Annotated in this window: 16 protein-coding genes and 1 tRNA gene; all 17 read left to right on the top strand. The window is 62.0% G+C overall.

Annotated elements, in window-relative coordinates; genetic code table 11:
• The first annotated feature begins 10 nt into the window (after positions 1 to 10).
• The 17 genes from DKK75_RS04825 to DKK75_RS04745 all read left to right on the top strand — a co-directional run bounded on the left by DKK75_RS04825 (position 11) and on the right by DKK75_RS04745 (position 17,160).
• Complete coding sequence (locus tag DKK75_RS04825; RefSeq protein WP_258333162.1) at positions 11 to 619, top strand: DUF4190 domain-containing protein; 609 nt, start codon at positions 11 to 13, stop codon at positions 617 to 619.
• Positions 620 to 645: 26 nt separating this feature from the next.
• The gene (locus DKK75_RS04820; RefSeq protein ID WP_110452543.1) at positions 646 to 1,230 is read left to right on the top strand and encodes a DJ-1/PfpI family protein; all 585 of its coding nucleotides are present in this window, start codon (positions 646 to 648) and stop codon (positions 1,228 to 1,230) included.
• 108 nt (positions 1,231 to 1,338) lie between these two features.
• Entirely contained in the window at positions 1,339 to 2,433 is a 1,095-nt protein-coding gene (gene argC, locus DKK75_RS04815) for an N-acetyl-gamma-glutamyl-phosphate reductase (RefSeq protein WP_110452336.1), read from the top strand.
• Positions 2,430 to 3,599: a bifunctional glutamate N-acetyltransferase/amino-acid acetyltransferase ArgJ gene (argJ, locus tag DKK75_RS04810; protein ID WP_110452335.1), complete on the top strand. Its 1,170-nt coding sequence runs from the start codon at positions 2,430 to 2,432 to the stop codon at positions 3,597 to 3,599. The genes argC and argJ overlap by 4 nt, the downstream gene beginning before the upstream one ends.
• A 71-nt stretch (positions 3,600 to 3,670) precedes the next feature.
• Positions 3,671 to 4,618 (top strand): acetylglutamate kinase, encoded by a 948-nt coding sequence (gene argB / locus DKK75_RS04805; protein ID WP_110452334.1) that lies wholly within the window; start codon positions 3,671 to 3,673, stop codon positions 4,616 to 4,618.
• The gene (locus DKK75_RS04800) at positions 4,605 to 5,921 is read left to right on the top strand and encodes an acetylornithine transaminase (RefSeq protein ID WP_110452333.1); all 1,317 of its coding nucleotides are present in this window, start codon (positions 4,605 to 4,607) and stop codon (positions 5,919 to 5,921) included. Before argB ends, DKK75_RS04800 begins: the two co-directional genes overlap by 14 nt.
• Positions 5,922 to 5,968: 47 nt before the next feature.
• Complete coding sequence (gene argF, locus DKK75_RS04795; protein WP_110452542.1) at positions 5,969 to 6,943, top strand: ornithine carbamoyltransferase; 975 nt, start codon at positions 5,969 to 5,971, stop codon at positions 6,941 to 6,943.
• Entirely contained in the window at positions 6,943 to 7,479 is a 537-nt protein-coding gene (locus DKK75_RS04790) for an arginine repressor (RefSeq protein WP_110452332.1), read from the top strand. Before argF ends, DKK75_RS04790 begins: the two co-directional genes overlap by 1 nt.
• A gap of 59 nt (positions 7,480 to 7,538) precedes the next feature.
• The gene (locus DKK75_RS04785) at positions 7,539 to 8,774 is read left to right on the top strand and encodes an argininosuccinate synthase (protein ID WP_024626517.1); all 1,236 of its coding nucleotides are present in this window, start codon (positions 7,539 to 7,541) and stop codon (positions 8,772 to 8,774) included.
• Positions 8,775 to 8,791: 17 nt separating this feature from the next.
• Positions 8,792 to 10,237 (top strand): argininosuccinate lyase, encoded by a 1,446-nt coding sequence (argH, locus tag DKK75_RS04780; protein WP_110452541.1) that lies wholly within the window; start codon positions 8,792 to 8,794, stop codon positions 10,235 to 10,237.
• A gap of 93 nt (positions 10,238 to 10,330) precedes the next feature.
• Positions 10,331 to 11,062: an SGNH/GDSL hydrolase family protein gene (locus DKK75_RS04775; protein ID WP_110452331.1), complete on the top strand. Its 732-nt coding sequence runs from the start codon at positions 10,331 to 10,333 to the stop codon at positions 11,060 to 11,062.
• Positions 11,063 to 11,310: 248 nt separating this feature from the next.
• Complete coding sequence (gene tyrS / locus DKK75_RS04770; RefSeq protein WP_110452330.1) at positions 11,311 to 12,642, top strand: tyrosine--tRNA ligase; 1,332 nt, start codon at positions 11,311 to 11,313, stop codon at positions 12,640 to 12,642.
• 23 nt (positions 12,643 to 12,665) lie between these two features.
• Entirely contained in the window at positions 12,666 to 14,786 is a 2,121-nt protein-coding gene (locus DKK75_RS04765) for a helicase (RefSeq protein ID WP_110452329.1), read from the top strand.
• Positions 14,783 to 15,847 carry an HAD-IIA family hydrolase gene (locus DKK75_RS04760; protein ID WP_110452328.1) on the top strand — a complete coding sequence of 355 codons (1,065 nt, stop codon included), beginning with the start codon at positions 14,783 to 14,785 and terminating at the stop codon, positions 15,845 to 15,847. The genes DKK75_RS04765 and DKK75_RS04760 overlap by 4 nt, the downstream gene beginning before the upstream one ends.
• Before the next feature lie 5 nt (positions 15,848 to 15,852).
• Positions 15,853 to 16,173, top strand: coding sequence for a hypothetical protein (locus DKK75_RS04755; RefSeq protein ID WP_110452327.1), 321 nt, complete (start codon positions 15,853 to 15,855; stop codon positions 16,171 to 16,173).
• Between the two features lie 47 nt (positions 16,174 to 16,220).
• The gene (locus DKK75_RS04750; protein ID WP_181414486.1) at positions 16,221 to 16,979 is read left to right on the top strand and encodes a TlyA family RNA methyltransferase; all 759 of its coding nucleotides are present in this window, start codon (positions 16,221 to 16,223) and stop codon (positions 16,977 to 16,979) included.
• A 107-nt stretch (positions 16,980 to 17,086) separates the two neighbouring features.
• Positions 17,087 to 17,160: transfer RNA gene (locus DKK75_RS04745), tRNA-Arg, on the top strand.
• The last annotated feature ends 221 nt before the right edge of the window (positions 17,161 to 17,381 follow it).

Below are 17,381 nucleotides of genomic sequence, written 5' to 3'. Positions count from 1 at the left end.
ACCGAGGAATATGACGGATTCTCAAGAACAGGGCACAGCCGGGGGACCCGACCGACAGGATCACGATGGCAGCGATCAGCCTCTGTACGGCGCCCGCGCTGATCGTTATCCAGGATGGAATCCCTATATCTACGGTCGCCCAGACCCCGAACCCAAGGCCAAGGAATCCGATTCGCATCAAGACAACCGCGCCAACTGGCCCATGCCTATGGCGGGTCAGCCGGGTCCCGGTCGCAGCGGAAATCCTGGCAATCCTCAGGCCCGTCCCGGTGTGCCCGGGTGGCCTCCCCAGGGCATGCCCGATTTGAACGACCCCTCCCAAAATCCGGCCTACGGCCACTGGGATCCCTGCGCTATCATTGCCTTCCTCATGGCCCTCTTCTTGCCCATGCCTGTGATTCCCGCTTTGCTGGGTGGCGTTTCCATGTATCGGACCCGCCGACTGCATATGAAGGGTTATGGGTTGGCCATGGCTGCCCTGATCATCAACCTGCTCTTCACGCTGGCTTGGATATGGCTGCTGATCAACGGCATCTCACTGAACGACTTTTACCAGCAGATGATCCCGTCGCCCTCGACGGGTGGCGGCGGCTCCGGCTCAGATGGAGTCAGCGCCTGAGATCCATGAAGGATACTCATATGGGCATGGATATCAATATTGCCGTATTCGACGGGTTTGAACCCTTGGATGTCTTTGGCCCTTTTGAGGTTTTCATCAATACTGATGGCGCCCGGGTGCGGCTTTTCTCCTTGGACGGCCCTGGAGTGAAAGTCGGGGAAGGCGGCGTCAGGGTCGAAGCTGTAGGACCCGAAGCGATTGATCCCAAGGGAGTTTTGCTGATACCCGGCGGTTCCGGCACGCGAACTCTGGTTGGAAATGACCAATGGATAGGGCAGCTGGCAGATCTGGCAGCCAGGTCGTCGCAGGTGATGACTGTCTGCACAGGCTCGGCTCTCTTGGCTGCCGCCGGTGTGCTCGATGGTCGGCGTGCGACCTCCAATGACTTGGCCTTTGACTGGGTCGTCAGCACAGGAGAGCGAGTGGACTGGACCAAGGATGCCCGCTGGGTGGTCGATGGAAAGTTTCGCACCTCTTCGGGTATCTCGGCCGGCATCGATATGGCCCTGGCCTTTGTGGAAGACATATGCGGGCCCGAGGCTGCGGACAAGGCCAGTACGCAGTTGGAATACATCCGCAACCGAGATTCCGGTTATGACCCCTTCGCGTAGATGAAAGTGATGCGCAGCTCGAGAATATACATAGCGACACGCCGAATTGTATAAATATGCGTTTTACTGCATGAGTATGTATGATGGTGCCCGATGAAGGGAGCACTCATGCGGCAATACACGGTGGCTGTAGCAGGAGCTTCGGGGTATGCCGGCTCAGAGATGATCCGTCTATTGGCGGCACATCCAGCCTTTCAGGTATGTACGGTCACCGGTCATGGCTCGGCTGGTCAGTTGCTGGGGGAGTTCTCACCCAACCTTCCGGAGTCGCTGGCCTCGTTGCAGATTCAGGATACCGATCCAGAGATCTTGGCTGGTCATGATCTAGTTGTTCTGGCCCTGCCTCACGGGGCTTCGGGCCCCCTGGCCGAGCAGCTGGATCCGCAATCGCTGATGGTCGACCTGGGGGCTGATCACCGGCTGGAGGATCCGGGCGACTGGCAGGACTACTACGGCGGGCCTTTTTCAAGTCCGTGGACCTACGGGATGCCTGAATTGCTCAACCCGGGTGGCGGCCGTCAGCGTCAGTTGCTTGGACAGACTCGGCGGATCGCTGGTCCCGGCTGCAATGTCACGGCAGTTACTCTGGCCTTCCAGCCTGCTCTGGCCGCCGGACTGGTGCAGACTGCTGATCTGGTGGCCGACCTTGCTGTCGGTTACTCGGGCGCCGGACGCTCAAGCGGCAGAATGGATCTGCTGGCAGCACAAGCCATCAATTCAGCCCATCCCTATTCGGTCGGCGGCACTCACCGGCATATCCCCGAGATTCTGCAGAACCTGCGTAAGGCCGCAGTTGCGGATCAGAACCACGGGGGTCTTGGGAAACAACCCATCCGCCTGGGGCTGACGCCCATACTCGTCCCCATGTCAAGGGGGATTCTGGCTGTGGTCTCAGCCAAGCTGAGCGCGCGTGGACGGAGCATGGGGATGGCTGATATTCGTGCCGTCTGGGAAGAGATCTATGCCGAGGAGCAGTTTGTCGATCTGCTCCCCGAGGGCAGGCTTCCTTCCACGGCCGATGTGTACGGTTCCAACCGGGCCCAGGTCCAGGTCGCTGTAGACCAGCGCGCTGACCGCCTCTATGCTTTTGCCGCCATCGACAACCTGACCCGGGGCACCGCAGGCCAGGCCCTTCAGGCCGTGAATCTGGCCCTGGGTCTGCCCGAGGAGACCGGACTGACAACCATAGGAGTGGCACCATGAGCATCACCTATCCTGCAGGCTTCCGGACCGGCACCGCCATTGCCCATCGACCGGGAGGTTCACAGCGCCGAAACCTGGCTTTGGTCGTCAACAGCGGATCCATGGACACAGCTGTTGGGGTATTTACGCCCAATCGTTTCCGGGCCGCTCCGGTCATCTGGACCAGCCGAATCCTTGAAGAAGGCCATGCTGGAGCCGTGGTCATCAACTCCGGCAATGCCAACGCCTGCACTGGTCCCGAGGGCCTGGACCAGGCCAGGGCCATGGCCGAACGGACAGGAGAGCAACTGGGCCTGCCGACCAAGCGGGTTGCTGTCTGCTCCACCGGGATCATCGGTCATCTGCTGCATCTGGACTCCATATTGACCGGCATCGACCAGGCTGCCCAGGAGATGTCGGCCAGTCAGGAGGCTGGTGAAGAGGCCGCAAAGGCCATATTGACCACCGACACCTGTACCAAGACCGTGGCTGTAGACGGATCCGGCTGGCGGCTGGGCGGCATGGTCAAGGGTTCCGGGATGATCGCCCCGCAGTTGGCCACCATGATCTGCGTAATCACTACTGACGCCATTCTGGAGCCGGAAGAGGCACGTCAAGCCCTGTTAAAGGCTTGCCAGCTCAGCTTCAACCGGATCGACGTGGACGGGTGCATGTCCACCAATGACACAGTCCTGCTGATGGCCTCCGGAGCCTCAGGAGTAAGGCCTGACCCCGATCAGTTCCAGGAGAAGCTCGGTCAGGCCTGCGCGGATCTGGCCCATCGGATTGTGGCCGACGGCGAGGGCAGCAGGCATCGGATCCGCATCCGTGTGGATGGTGCCGAGAACGAGGATGCAGCCCTTGCCTGCGCCCGGGCGGTCTCCGGCTCCACGCTGCTCAAGTGCGCGGTGGCCGGTGAGGATCCTAACTGGGGCCGAGTGGTGTCCTCCCTAGGCACTGTACCGATTTCGACGGCGGCCTATGACCCGGCCCATGTGGATGTCAGTTTCAACGGCATCAAGGTCTGCCAGGGAGGTCGTCCCGGTCAGGACCCGGAGCTGGTTGACCTGCATGCGCCCGAGGTCCATATCGACATTGACCTTGGCCAGGGCGATAGCCAGGCCACGGTATGGACCGATGATCTGACCCACGAGTACGTGACCATCAATGCCGACTACCACACCTGACAGGAAGCCGGATCGTACACAGCGCCACGAGCCGCAGTAATCGGAAGATGGTTACAAGGAAGGGGAAGAGGATGGCGGAAGACGAGCAGGATGCCGAAGATGAAAAGGCCTTGGACGATGCCCGCAAGGCCCAGGTGCTTATCGAGGCCCTGCCCTGGCTGGAGGAGTTCGCCGGCCAGCGAATCGTAGTCAAATACGGCGGCCATGCCATGGTGGACGACCATCTACGGCAGTGCTTCGCTCAGGACATGGTCTTCCTGAGGCAGGTGGGCATGCATCCGGTGGTGGTGCACGGGGGCGGTCCGCAGATATCCCGTATGCTTCAGGCCCTGGGCATTCCCTCGGTTTTCCGCGGCGGCCTACGGGTGACCACCCCCGAAACCATGAAGGTGGTTCGGATGGTGCTGACCGGACAGGTAGGCAGGGATCTGGTCGGTGCCATCAATGCACACGGTCCCATGGCTGTCGGCCTGTCAGGGGAGGATGCTGGCCTGTTCAGTGCAGCCCGCCGTACTGGCATGGCGGATGGCAAGCCGGTTGATCTGGGCCTGGTAGGCGAAGTCGTAGGCGTGGATGCCTCGGCCGTCGAGGACCTGATCGATGCCGGGCGAATTCCCGTAGTCTCCTCTGTGGCTCCTGACGAGCAGGATCCCACCCAGGTGCTCAACGTGAATGCCGATGCGGCCGCTTCGGCTCTGGCAGTAGCTCTGGGGGCACGGAAACTGGTCATTCTTACCGATGTGGAGGGACTGTACGCCAACTGGCCTCAAGTCGACTCCCTGGTCTCCAGCATCGGTGTGGACCGGCTGGAGGATATGTTGGAGGACATGCATGAGGGGATGCGTCCCAAGATGGAGGCCTGCCTGCAGGCCGTGCGCTCCGGGGTGGGCGAGGCCCACGTCATTGACGGACGGCGACCGCATTCCATGCTCAACGAGATATTCACCCGCAACGGCATCGGCACGGTGGTCGTGCCGGGCCAGGACATGATCATGAGGAGGAGCCATGACGAAGACTGATGTGCCGGCTGCCGAAACTTCTGAGCCTTTGAGGACTCCCGAGGGGCCGCAGAGCAGTCAATGGGCAGACCGCTATGACCGCGTCCACATGCAGGTCTTCGGTCGGCCGGGCAGGGTCATGGACCATGGCCGAGGTGCCTGGATTTGGGACCTGGACGGCAACCGCTATCTGGACATGATGGCCGGAATCGCGGTCAATGCCCTCGGTTACGCCCATCCTGCCTGGAACAAGGCGCTGGGTGAGCAGGCCGGAAAGATGGCCCACATCAGCAACTTCTTCGCTTCACAGCCGCAGATCGAGCTGGCCGAACGACTGCTGGACTTGGCTCAGGCTCCGGAGGGATCCCGCGTCTTCTTCGCCAACTCGGGAACCGAGGCCAATGAGGCGGCCATCAAGCTTGCCCGGCTGCATGGCGCTCGCATGGGCGGGCATCCAGGCCGGATCCTGGCTCTTACCCATAGTTTCCACGGCCGTAGCATGGGCTCCTTGAGCCTGACATGGAAGCCGGCCATCCGTGAGCCCTTCCAGCCCTTGGTCCCAGGTATGGGTTTTCTACCCGCAGAAGACGGCGAAGCTATGGAGGAGGCCTTCGCACAGGGGGAGACCTCAGGAGAGCCGGTGGCTGCCGTCATTCTGGAGCTCATCCAGGGAGAGGCCGGGGTGCTGCCGCTGAATCCTGACTACGTTCGGCAGGTGCGTGAGCTCTGTAGCCAGCATGGAGCCCTGATGATTCTGGACGAGGTGCAAACCGGCATGGGCAGGACCGGCCACTGGTTCGCCTTCCAAGACCAGAGCCTGTCCGGAGGAGCCTGCCCGGACGTGCTCACCTTCGCCAAAGGGGTGGCAGGCGGCTTTCCCATGGGCGGGATGATCACTTTCGGCTCTGGGCCATCAGGTCTGCTGACCCCTGGCATGCACGGGTCCACCTTCGGCGGCAATCCCCTGGGATCGGCCCTGGCGCTGACCACCCTGGAGACCATCCAGCGGGAGGGTCTGCTGGAACGGGCGCGGGAGATGGGAGAGAGGTTGCGTGCCGGCCTTACCGATTGCGGCAATCCCCTCTATACCCAGGTCAGAGGCAGGGGTCTGCTGGATGCGGTCCAGCTGAACGCTCCCTGTGCCGGAGATCTGGCCTCCTGGGCCCTGGATCATGGGCTGATTGTCAACGCGGTGGCCCCTGATGCCCTGCGTCTGGCCCCGCCCCTGATCATCCAGGCCGATCAGATCGACCTGGCCGTGGATATCCTTTCCAAGGCGCCGGCCAGTCTCGCGGACAAGGGCTTGCGGCAGGATGATCAGTGAGATCAGCCATCAATGACGTGCATAATCATAGCGATAGGGAGGCAGAGATGAACAACGGTTTGTGGCACATGCTGCGTGACGACGACCTCAACCACGAGGAGCAGTTGGAGGTTCTCCGACTGGGCATGGCTTTTAGGGCAAATCCCTATTTATCTCAGCCCTATCAGGGGCCTCAGGCCGTGGCCATCATCTTCGACAAGCCCAGCACGCGCACCAGAACCAGCTTCTGCGTGGGTGTGGCCCAGCTGGGCGGCTATCCCATGGTCATCGATAGCTCTGGCTCGCAGCTGGGCCGTGGCGAGCCCGTGGCGGACACCTCCAACGTGCTGACACGGATGACGTCCACCATAGTCTGGCGCACCTTTGGCCAGGATCGGGTGGAGACCATGGCTGCCCATTCCACTGTGCCCGTCATCAACGCGCTGACCGATTCCTTCCATCCCTGCCAGGTTCTGGCCGACTTCCTGACCCTGGCCCAGCACCGGGGCGGGGTCGATGCCTTGGCCGGCATGACCATCGCCTATCTGGGCGACGCAGCCAATAACATGGCCAACTCCTATCTGCTGGGCGGGGCAGTAGCCGGCATGAATGTGCGTATTGCAGGACCCAACGGCTTCCTGCCCGATCCAAACCTGGTGGAACAGGCACGGACCCTGGCCGCTGAAAACGGCGGATCCATTCTGGTCACCACGGATCCGGTCCAGGCCGTGGAGGACGCTGACTGCGTCTTCACTGACACCTGGGTCTCCATGGGCGAGGAGGATCAGTACGAAATCCGCTCCCATCCCTTCCTGCCCTATCAGGTCAACACTCAACTTATGGCCCATGCCCGCCCGGATGCCCTCTTCCAGCACTGCCTGCCCGCATACAGGGGCCGTGAGGTGACGGCCGAGGTCATCGACGGCCCACAGTCCGTGGTCTGGGACGAGGCGGAAAACCGGCTGCACGCCCAGAAGGCTCTGATGACCTGGCTGGTGGCCCGCTCCCGGGGTGACGAATCCCTCCTGCAGGGGGTGTGCTGATGCGTCCGACGACCAAGGTGGCCCGGCTGGATGCCATCCGCCAGGCCCTGAACCGACATCGGGTCAACTCCCAGCAGCAGCTGTCGGCCCTGCTGGCTGAACAAGGCATCGAGGTGACCCAGGCGACCCTGAGCCGGGACCTGGACGACCTGCATGCCACCAAGCTGCGGTATGCAGACGGCAGCATGGCCTACTGGATTCCCGCCACCACCGACCAGCAGGCCATGGAGGCGGCTGCCGCCGAAGGGCCTGAGGTCGAGGGGGAGAACAAGACCGATGCCTACCTGGCCAAGATTCTGACCGGACTGATCACTTCGGTGGCACGGGCCCGCAACCTGCTAGTGGTCAGAACCCCGGCCGGCGCCGCCCAGTATGCGGCTTCCGCCCTGGACCGCCAGCCCATCAAGGGGATTCTGGGCACAATAGCCGGGGACGACACGATTCTGATCATCGCTGCAGACGATGAAGCGGCTTCATCCCGGGCTGACTGGCTTCTGACCATCGTCTCCGGCCAGGAGGATGCCAGGACACGATGATCGTTGAAAGCACGAACTGAATATTTGCAAGTGTCAAATTACAAGGAAAGAGGATCGCCATGACCGAAAACAATCGCATCGTGCTGGCCTACTCGGGCGGCCTGGACACCTCGGTGTCCATTCCCTACCTCAAGGAGCGCACCGGCAAGGATGTGGTGGCCGTCTCCCTGGATGTGGGCCAGGGCGGCGAGCGCCTGCAGACCATCCGCCAGCGGGCCCTGGACTGCGGAGCCGTCGAGTCCGTCGTGGTGGATGCCCGGGACGAGTTTGCCAGGGATTATTGCATGCTGGCGCTCAAGGCCAATGCCATGTACGAGGGGGTCTATCCGCTGGTATCGGCCATCTCGAGGCCGCTGATCACCAAGCATCTGGTCCAGGCGGCCCACCAGTACGGCGCCGACACAATAGCCCACGGCTGCACCGGCAAGGGCAACGACCAGGTCCGTTTCGAGGTCTCCATCATGTCCATCGACCCCTCGCTGAAGGCCATCAGCCCCATCCGTGACCTGGGACTGATGCGGGATGTGGAGATCGCCTACGCCAAGGAGCACCACCTGCCCATCGAGCAGACCGAGGAGAGCCCCTACTCCATCGACCAGAATGTCTGGGGACGGGCCATCGAGACCGGCTACCTGGAGGATCCCTGGAACGGGCCCACCAAGGATGTCTACTCCTACACCGACGACCCGGCCTTCCCACCTGTTGAGGACGAGGTGACCATCGACTTCGAGCAGGGCATCCCCGTGCGCATCGACGGTAGGGCCGTCACACCTCTGGAAGCCATCGAAGAGATGAACCGCAGGGCCGGAGCCCAGGGCATCGGACGCGTGGATCTGATCGAGGACAGGCTGGTGGGTATCAAGTCCCGCGAGCTCTACGAGGCACCCGGGGCTATTGCCCTGATCACCGCCCACCAGGAGCTGGAGAACTGCTGCCTGGAGCGCGAACAGCACCGGATCAAGCGCGACATCGACAAGCGCTGGGGCGAGCTGGTCTACGACGCCCAGTGGTACTCGCCGGCCGTCCGCTCCCTGAACGCCTTCATCGAGGAGACCCAGCGCTATGTCTCCGGCCGCATCCGCATGGTCATGCATGGGGGACGGGCCGTGGTCACCGGTCGGCACTCCGACAGCTCCCTCTACGACTACAGCCTGGCCACCTACGAGTCCGGCGACAGCTTCGACCAGAACGCCTCCAACGGGTTCATCGCCATCTACGGCCTGGCCGACAAGGTGGCCGCTGCACGCGACATGCGCTTCGGCAACGGCATCGCACAGGACGGACAAGAGCAGTGAGCACCGGAGACAAGCCTATGGCCCTCTGGGGTGGGCGCTTCAGCGGTGGTCCCTCGCCGGCGCTGGTTGAGCTCAGCCGGTCCACCCAGTTCGACTGGCGACTGGCCGATGACGATCTGGCCGGTTCCCGGGCACACGCTCGGGCCCTCAACCGTGCTGGGTTGCTGGATGATGACGAACTGGCGCGTATGGAGCAGGCCCTGGATGAGCTTCAGGATCAGGTGGACTCCGGCGCCTTCGCCCCTGAACCCGGCGATGAGGATGAGGCCACGGCCCTGGAGCGCGGCCTGATCGACATTGCGGGGGACCAGCTGGGTGGCAAACTGCGGGCCGGGCGCTCGCGTAACGATCAGATCGCCACCTTGATTCGGATTTGGCTGCGTCGTCACGCCCGGGTGCTGGCCAAGGACCTGCTAAGCACGGCCCAGGCTCTGATGGATCAGGCCCGTGCGGCGGGGACCACGGTCATGCCTGGTCGTACCCACATGCAGCATGCCCAGCCTGTCCTCCTGGCCCACCAGCTCATGGCCCATGTCTGGCCCCTGATCCGTGACCTGGAACGCCTGAGGGACTGGGACCAACGTGCCGATGCCAGTCCATACGGGTCGGGCGCGCTCGCTGGCACCACCCTGGGACTGGACCCCCTGCCAGTGGCCCGGGATCTGGGCTTTAGTCGGGTCTGCGCCAACTCCATCGACGGGACAGCCGCCAGGGATGTGGTGGCCGAATTCGCCTTTGTCGCCGCTATGATCGGCGTGGATCTATCCAGGCTGGCCGAGGAGATCATCATCTGGAACACCCAGGAGTTCGCCTTCGTTCGACTGGACGACGGTTATTCGACCGGGTCCTCCATCATGCCTCAGAAGAAGAATCCGGACGTGGCCGAGCTGGCTCGCGGCAAGGCCGGTCGACTGGTCGGGGATCTCGCTGGCCTGCTGACCACTCTCAAGGGGCTGCCGACAGCCTATGCGCGCGACCTGCAGGAGGACAAGGAGGCGGTCTTCGACCAGGTGGACACCCTTGAGGTTCTGCTGCCCGCCTTTGCCGGCATGGTCGCTACTTTGACCTTCAACAAGGATCGGCTGGAGGAGCAGGCTCCCACAGGCTTCGCTCTGGCCACTGACCTGGCCGAATGGCTGGTCAGGCAAGGAGTGCCCTTCCGGCATGCCCACGAGCTTTCCGGGGCCTGCGTCAAGCTGGCCGAGGGGCGTGGATGCGAGCTGGCCGACCTGGACGATGATGATTTCGTCAGGGTCTTCGCTGACTGGGTGCCCGCCGATCGGGCTCCTGAGGTCCGCTCTGTGCTGACCGCCGGAGGAGCAGTACGCGCTCGCCGCGGCCAGGGGGGCACCGCACCGGAGAGGGTCAAGGAGCAGATGGACCAGGCTGCACATGTGCTGGAGGAGCTGAAGACTTTCGCCGACTCGCAGTCTGATGGGCCCGCCTACCGTCCGCCCAAGTGAGCTTTCTGGTTTCCGCCAGACCGGTGGCCGCGTTAGAATGCCCAACGGCAATTCCCCAAGAGGGAGGGTAAAGAGCGAAAGGCGGCGGCGAACATGAATCCGGTGGCACTGGTCCAGGCCTGGTGGGCCAAACAGCACATCACTCTGGCCAAGGAGCCGCCCGGCTCACGTCAGGGGTTGTGCTCGCCTCCGGACCGAGGCCACGACCTGGAGCCGCTGACCATGCTGGTGGTGGGCGACTCCATGGCGGTCGGCTGCGGGGTGAAGGACCAGAGCCAGGGCTTTGTCCCTGACATAGCCGCCTGCCTGGCCACCCGGTTGGGGCGTCCGGTATCCTGGTCGACCCAGGGTCGGCTGGGGGCCACCATCCGCAGGGTACGCTACCGATTTCTGCCCGCTTTGCAGGACCATCCTGATCTGCTGGTCCTGTGTGCAGGATCCAACGACATCATGGCCAATCGCACCGATGAGCAGTGGCGGGATGACCTGGCAGCCAGCATCGAGCTGGCTAAAGACAAGGGCCGCCAGGTGCTGGTCCTGAGCTCTGGGCAGCTCTATCGGGATCCTGCCCTGGGTCGGGCGCTCAGGGCCGAGGTGGAGCGTCGGATAGCCCGTCAGACGCAGACCAGCCGTCAGGTCTGCCAAGAGGCCTCGGTGCCTTTCGTGGATGCCACCCGCGACGACGTTGGCACTGACCGGCCCGACTTCTGGGGCATTGACCACTTCCATCCGGGGGTTGAAGGATATCGGCGCATGGCCGCCTGCGTGGTCGACCACATTCCCCAAGACTTGATCGATCAGTTGTCTGTGTCTGTGCATTCCTGACTTGAATGCAGCGATTACGCTGAAAGGTTCCTTCTGGTCGCTCTGTCTTAGCGAGACAGTTAGCGATCAATAGTCAATCGACAGCGGCTGATCCGCAATGAATAATCAACCCAGCTTCATTCCTCGGGAATTCCGGCTTGGTGCGGTCTTGTCCGCAGCGGCTCAGGGCCCTGCCGTGTCGGTATCTGTTGCAAGAATAGTAGAGTTTAGCATACATTCATCAAATTTTCGATAGGGAGTAGCCTCTCATGTCGCAGGTCACCGATTTCAGGCAGGCGGGTTTCGACTCGCTTTTCGACGAACTCAAGTGGCGCGGTCTCATTGCCCAGTGCACGGACGAGTCCGAGCTCAGGAAGGTGCTGGCCGACCCCTCGGTGACCTATTATTGCGGATTTGACCCCACAGCCCCCTCACTGCACGTAGGCAATCTGGTCCAGCTGCTCAACATGCGCCACCTGCAGGCGGCCGGTCTGCATCCCATCGCCGTTGTGGGCGGAGCCACCGGACTAATTGGCGACCCTCGGCAGTCGGGGGAACGCACCCTGAACCCCAAACAGACCGTGGCCGAGTGGACCGAGCGCCTGCGTGGACAGATCGGGCGCTTCCTGGACACCAAAGGGGACAACCCCGTCCGATTCGTCAATAATTATGAGTGGACCGGGTCCATGAGCACCATCGACTTCCTGCGCGATGTGGGCAAGAACTTCCGCATGGGCACCATGCTGGCCAAGGACACGGTTGCCCGCCGTCTGGACTCCGACGAGGGCATCTCCTTTACCGAGTTCAGCTACCAGGTGCTTCAGGGCAACGACTTCCTGGAGCTCTTCGACCGCTACGGATGCAGCCTGCAGCTGGGCGGCAGCGACCAGTGGGGGAACCTGACCAGCGGCCTGGACCTGATTCGCAAGGTTCGCAATGCCTCCGTCAACGTCATGACCAGCCCATTGATCACCGATTCCCAGGGCAAGAAGTTCGGCAAGTCCGAGGGCAACGCGGTCTGGCTGGATCCCACCATGTTCAGCCCCTATCGCTTCTACCAGTTCTGGTTCAACCAGCCTGATGACCAGGTGGTCAAGCTGCTGAAGACCTTCACCTTCCTGCCCAAGGCCGAGATCGAGCGTCTGGAGGAGAGGACCGCCCAGGATCCGGGTGCGCGCGAGGCCCAGAAGGTTCTGGCCTGGCAGGTGACCTCATATGTGCACGGCGAGCATGCCGCCCAAGGGGCCATTGATGCCTCGGGTGCCCTCTTCGGTCGCGGCAAGACCCTGGAGGAGCTGGACGAGGATGTGCTGGATTCTGCTCTGGACGGGCTCAAGGTCGATGATGGCCAAGGCGGGCGAGCTCTGCCCGCAGCCAGCGAGGGCCAGCGTCTGGTGGAAGCCGGGGTTGCGGCCGGACTCTTCCGTTCGGTCTCCGAGGCGCGCAAGACTGTGGCATCGGGCGGCTTCTACCTGAATAACCGGCGGGTCGAGGATCCGGATCAGGTTTTGGAGAACAAGGACTTTCTGCATGGGCGCTTCGCCCTGGTTCGCAGAGGAAAGAAGGCCCTGGGCGCACTTGAGCGTCGGGCCAGCAAGTAGGAACGTAGGAATTAAGGACACTGATGGCAGAAGAACACAATCATTCCCGGGGCGATCGCGGACGGGGCCGGGGCGGTTCGCGCCCAGGAGGCTTCCGGTCGGGCGGCCGTCGCTCTTCTGGCTTCCACAAGGGCGGTTCGCATTCGGGCGGATACCGCTCCGGAGGCTATCGTTCGGGAAGTCACCGTTCCGGCAACTTCCACAACCATGACGGCGAGAGCGGCGAAGAGCGTCGCTCCGAGGGCAGGAATGGACAGCGGCCCTTCCGCGGACGCGGGCACGAGCGGTTCGACCGCGACAATCGCGGATACAGGCATGATCGTCAGGATGGCCACGGCGGCTTCCGTAGGGATTCCGACCGGGATCGCCATTTCGACAGGCGTGACGACCGCCACGGCCGTCGGCAGGATGGCGACCGTCCACGTCGCGACTTCCATGCCAACGGTCATGGCGGATACGGGCATCGTGACCACGACAACGACCGCGGTCGGTCGGGATATGGTTACCAGCGGCATGACCGTGACCGTGATCGTGGTCAGGGCTTCCGTGGCAACCGTCGTCGGGATGACGACCGGAGGTTTGATCGTAGGCAGGGTGAGCGGTCTGGTGGGGATCGCCCATGGAACAACCGCTCCCGCGATGACCGTCCACGCCAGGAGCGTTCACATGGAGATCGTCACTATGGCAACCGTTCCTATGGTGACCGTTCCCGTGACGACCATCGTCAAGGCGGCTATCGGAGCGACCGTTCCCATGGCGACAGATTCCAGGGCCAGCATGGTCGCGATGACCGTCGCCGTGACGACCATCGCCGTGATGACCGCCGCGGAACTTATCAGCGTGACCGCCAGAATGGATATGACCGCGGTCGTCGTAACTCTGACGGAACCATCTCCTACCCCTCGCAGAACCCCTACACGGATCGTCGGCCTGGCGAGCCCAAGATGCCCAAGGGCCTGGAATGGTCCATGCTCTCCAAGGATGATCGCCTGCGCCTGCGCGGACTGAGCAAGGAACACGCGGAGAACATCGGCCTGCACATCCTGGCCGCCTACGCGCTGGAGGAGACCGATCCCCAGGGGGCCCTGGCTCATGCCAAGTGGGCTGCACGGCAGGCTTCGCGGATCGATCTTGCCCGTGAGACTCTGGCCCTGGTGGCCTATCGTCAGGGCGACTACAAGCTGGCCTTGAAGGAGTTCCGCACCGCACACCGTATGAACGGCTATTCCGATTACCTGCCCTTCATCGCCGACTGCGAGCGTGGTCTGGGCAATCCCCGCAAGGCCATTGAGGAGGCCACCTCCGAGGAAGGCAGCCAGCTGCAAGGCGAGTCCAAGGCGGAGATGTTCCTGGTTTATGCCGGAGCACTGGGCGATCTGGGCTTGTGGGACAAGGCCATCGAGACCGTTCAGGCCCTGGTCAAGGCCCGCGGGCTCAGCGGTGACTACCGGATGCGTGCCGTGCAGGCCGAGCAGAACTTCCTCGAACAGGCTGGTCGCAGCCAGGAGGCTCTGGAGTTGGAACCCCTGCTGGATCGGCTGGAAGCCGAGTATGCCGACGAGGATGAGGACGAGGATGGCCAGAAGGACGGACAGTCTGAGGAAATCCTGATCGACTACGACCTGGAGCACCTGGATCCGGCCATGATGGAGGATCTCTCCATCGACCCGGATGGCGGTGAGGAGGACTCGGATGAGGCTGAGACTGAAGATGCCGAGTCTGATGTCACTGACGCATCCGAACAGGGTGTCGATGACAGCAAGGTTGAGGAATCTCCTGAATCAGTAGCTTCGAACGATTCAGCGGACTCGACTGACACAGTTGATTCAGCTGATTCGACTGAGCCAGCTGATTCATCCTTAATGTCCGAATCCGGAATGCAGGAATCGTCTGATGCTCTGGAGCAATCCGGGGGAGAGCCTTCTCGCTTTGATGCAGAAGCTTCGGCGGATGGCTCTCAAAGCGACCAGGCTGGCGACGAAACCGACACGACCGCTGCCGATGAACCGGCTGCTGACGGTGGTGATCTGTCTGGCCAGGATGCAGAATCTGAAGCCGATACTGCCGATCATGAAAATGAAGAGTCCAAGGATGAGCAGGTCAAGGGGTCTGATACGTCTGATGAAGCCAAGGCCGAATCATGACTGTCTTCCTCAAAGGAACTGAAGACGCCCCGGCAAAGATCTACCGTCTGGCTCTGCTGGATCTGGACGGGGTCGTCTACCGGGGCGCTGACCCTGTCGAGCATGCGGCCGAGGGCATCGACCGCGCCCAGACGCTTGGCATGCGCATGGCCTATACCACCAACAATGCATCCCGGTTTCCCCATGTGGTGGCCGATCAGCTGCGCGGATTTGGGTTGGCCCTAGACGATGGACAGGTCATTACTTCCGCCGTCGTTGCAGCACGAATGTTGCGCCGATACCTGCAGGAGGGCGCCCGGGTGCTGGTCATCGGTTCAGACCATTTGCGCGAGCAGATCCGCATCAACGGGATGGTGCCCGTGGACAAGGCTGCAGATCAGCCAGAGGCCGTCATCCAAGCTTGGTATCCTGAACTGAGCTGGCAGGACCTGGCTCAGGCCGCATTTGCCATCGAAAACGGTGCACGTTACTTCACCACCAACAAGGATCAGACCCTTCCCCGAGAGGGCGGTATGGCACCCGGCAACGGAGCCATGCTCCAACCGGTGATTCTGGCTACTGGCAAGCAACCGGAAGACTCAGCCGGCAAGCCGGAATCGGCCATGTACGACGAGGCTCGGCAGCTCTTGGCCGGCGACCAGAAGAAGATCCTGGACATTGACCGATGCCTGCCTGTGGGGGATCGTCTGGACACCGACATCGAGGCAGCCAACCGGGGCGGATACGACTCTATGCTCGTCCTGACGGGTGTGGCTCGAACACCCGCTATTCTGACTGCGCCAGCCAAGTGGCGGCCGACCTATCTGGCTGAAGACCTGCGTGGCCTGGCCAAGTCGCAACCACAGCCCAGCAAGGAGGCAGACCAGATCTGGCACTGCGGCGACCAAACCGCAAGGGTGGATGATGACGGGCATATCACCCTCCGTGCTCTTGAAGGTGGTGGTGACCCCCTGCACGACTTGGATGCTGTGCGGGCATGCGCCTGTGCGCTCTGGGAGTACCAGGATCGTGGTGGCGATATGGATTCGCTGGATCTGCCTGCCTTCGTCGTCGGGGCGTAGCGCCCATGTCGGAAGAGGTCAAGTCAGGACAGCTTGGAGCGAGTGGATCTTCGCAAGGTTCCATTGACTACAGGCTGTCTGAGCAGTCCGGCCAGATCCGGCAGCCTGTTGAGTCTGAGGATTCTGCAGGGCCCTCACGGACAGAAGACGAGAATACAACTGCGTCTGCACCTGAAGAGCCCATGGATAAGCAAGCCATGGCCCCCCTTTTGGAGCGTTTCCCTGATTTGGCGAAATTGGACGATCTGGACGATGCCCAACAGGTTGAGTTGCTCGGCGAGGTGCTGGCCGGGCTTCAGCAGGACCTGAATCGGGAGGGCAAGTGAACGATGACGATACGGTCGTCAGCGCTTGGGCTGGTCGGAGAAGAACCGTGGCTCTTGCCCGCGACCGGCTTGACCGCATCCTGTCTGTGCAAGGGCTGACGGATTCGCGGGCCAGAGCCCAGGTACTGATTCGACAGGGCCGGGTTGCGGTCAACGATCATCCGGCTTCAAGGCCTGCTCAGAGCGTCCAGCCAGGCGATGTGATTCTTCTGGACCCGGGCGATGACTATGCCTCCCGGGGAGCACTGAAGCTGGAGGGTGCCCTGACGACTTTTGCGGCGCAGGGAATGCCCGGTCCGCAGGACAGGTTCTGCCTCGATATCGGGGCGTCTACGGGTGGTTTCACTGACGTTCTGCTCAGACATGGTGCAAGGCGAGTTATCGCCCTTGATGTGGGCCACGGACAGTTGCTGGAACGGATTGCCGCTGATCCTAGGGTGATTGACATGAGCGGTGTCAACATACGCGAAGTTCAGCCGGGCGACCTGCCGTATCGCCCGGAATACGTGGTCTCTGATGTGTCCTTCATCTCGCTGACCTATGTCATTCCCGTTCTCCCTGCCTTGCTGGCACCTACTGCTAACTGCTTGTTGCTGGTCAAGCCTCAGTTCGAGGTCGGACGTAGCCTGCTGGGCCATCATGGCATTGTGACGGACGAGGACCGCAGGCAAGAGGCTCTGGAGCGCGTCTTAGCCTGTGCACGTGAGCATGGATTCGCTGTACGAGCCACTATGCCATCGCCCATAACCGGAGCTCATGGCAACGTGGAATATCTGCTTTGGCTGTCTTGGCCACAGTCGGTCTGAAGCCCTGCGGTTCCCCGCTTTCCGCGCGACACACCAGACTGGACAGAATCCACAGTTGCGGTAATATAAATGAGTTGTCAAAAACGAGTTCCTCGTCAAGATGACATGCGCCAGTAGCCCAACGGATTAGAGCAGCTGACTACGGATCAGCAGGTTGCAGGTTCGAATCCTGTCTGGCGCACTAGAAACCCTTGGAAACATTAGCTTCCAAGGGTTATTTAATATCCGGGTCATTCCCTTTCAGACACGATTAGACACGATGGGCGAAAATGGGCCTATAGGAACTAAACGCGTTGTTTTAGGTTCTGTGTGTGGGTTTGGTTGTGTGTTGGTCAGAGTGTGGTGTTGGGGTATCTGACTGGTGTGTGGAACTCGTTCCAGTTGATGGCGGTGCCGTAGTGT

The sequence above is a fragment of the Bifidobacterium asteroides genome (genome assembly GCF_003202695.1).
Classification (GTDB): Bacteria; Actinomycetota; Actinomycetes; order Actinomycetales; family Bifidobacteriaceae; genus Bombiscardovia; species Bombiscardovia asteroides_G.
The sequence above is the reverse complement of the archived record's forward strand: the minus strand, read 5'-3'. Positions and strand labels throughout refer to the sequence as shown.

What these genes read in the sequence shown, in the direction of transcription:
- DKK75_RS04825 (WP_258333162.1), top strand. Translation starts at nt 11, where the DNA reads ATGACGGATTCTCAAGAACAGGGCACAGCCGGGGGACCCGACCGACAG.
- DKK75_RS04820 (WP_110452543.1), top strand. Translation starts at nt 646, where the DNA reads ATGGATATCAATATTGCCGTATTCGACGGGTTTGAACCCTTGGATGTC.
- argC (WP_110452336.1), top strand. Translation starts at nt 1,339, where the DNA reads ATGCGGCAATACACGGTGGCTGTAGCAGGAGCTTCGGGGTATGCCGGC.
- argJ (WP_110452335.1), top strand. Translation starts at nt 2,430, where the DNA reads ATGAGCATCACCTATCCTGCAGGCTTCCGGACCGGCACCGCCATTGCC.
- argB (WP_110452334.1), top strand. Translation starts at nt 3,671, where the DNA reads ATGGCGGAAGACGAGCAGGATGCCGAAGATGAAAAGGCCTTGGACGAT.
- DKK75_RS04800 (WP_110452333.1), top strand. Translation starts at nt 4,605, where the DNA reads ATGACGAAGACTGATGTGCCGGCTGCCGAAACTTCTGAGCCTTTGAGG.
- argF (WP_110452542.1), top strand. Translation starts at nt 5,969, where the DNA reads ATGAACAACGGTTTGTGGCACATGCTGCGTGACGACGACCTCAACCAC.
- DKK75_RS04790 (WP_110452332.1), top strand. Translation starts at nt 6,943, where the DNA reads ATGCGTCCGACGACCAAGGTGGCCCGGCTGGATGCCATCCGCCAGGCC.
- DKK75_RS04785 (WP_024626517.1), top strand. Translation starts at nt 7,539, where the DNA reads ATGACCGAAAACAATCGCATCGTGCTGGCCTACTCGGGCGGCCTGGAC.
- argH (WP_110452541.1), top strand. Translation starts at nt 8,792, where the DNA reads ATGGCCCTCTGGGGTGGGCGCTTCAGCGGTGGTCCCTCGCCGGCGCTG.
- DKK75_RS04775 (WP_110452331.1), top strand. Translation starts at nt 10,331, where the DNA reads ATGAATCCGGTGGCACTGGTCCAGGCCTGGTGGGCCAAACAGCACATC.
- tyrS (WP_110452330.1), top strand. Translation starts at nt 11,311, where the DNA reads ATGTCGCAGGTCACCGATTTCAGGCAGGCGGGTTTCGACTCGCTTTTC.
- DKK75_RS04765 (WP_110452329.1), top strand. Translation starts at nt 12,666, where the DNA reads ATGGCAGAAGAACACAATCATTCCCGGGGCGATCGCGGACGGGGCCGG.
- DKK75_RS04760 (WP_110452328.1), top strand. Translation starts at nt 14,783, where the DNA reads ATGACTGTCTTCCTCAAAGGAACTGAAGACGCCCCGGCAAAGATCTAC.
- DKK75_RS04755 (WP_110452327.1), top strand. Translation starts at nt 15,853, where the DNA reads ATGTCGGAAGAGGTCAAGTCAGGACAGCTTGGAGCGAGTGGATCTTCG.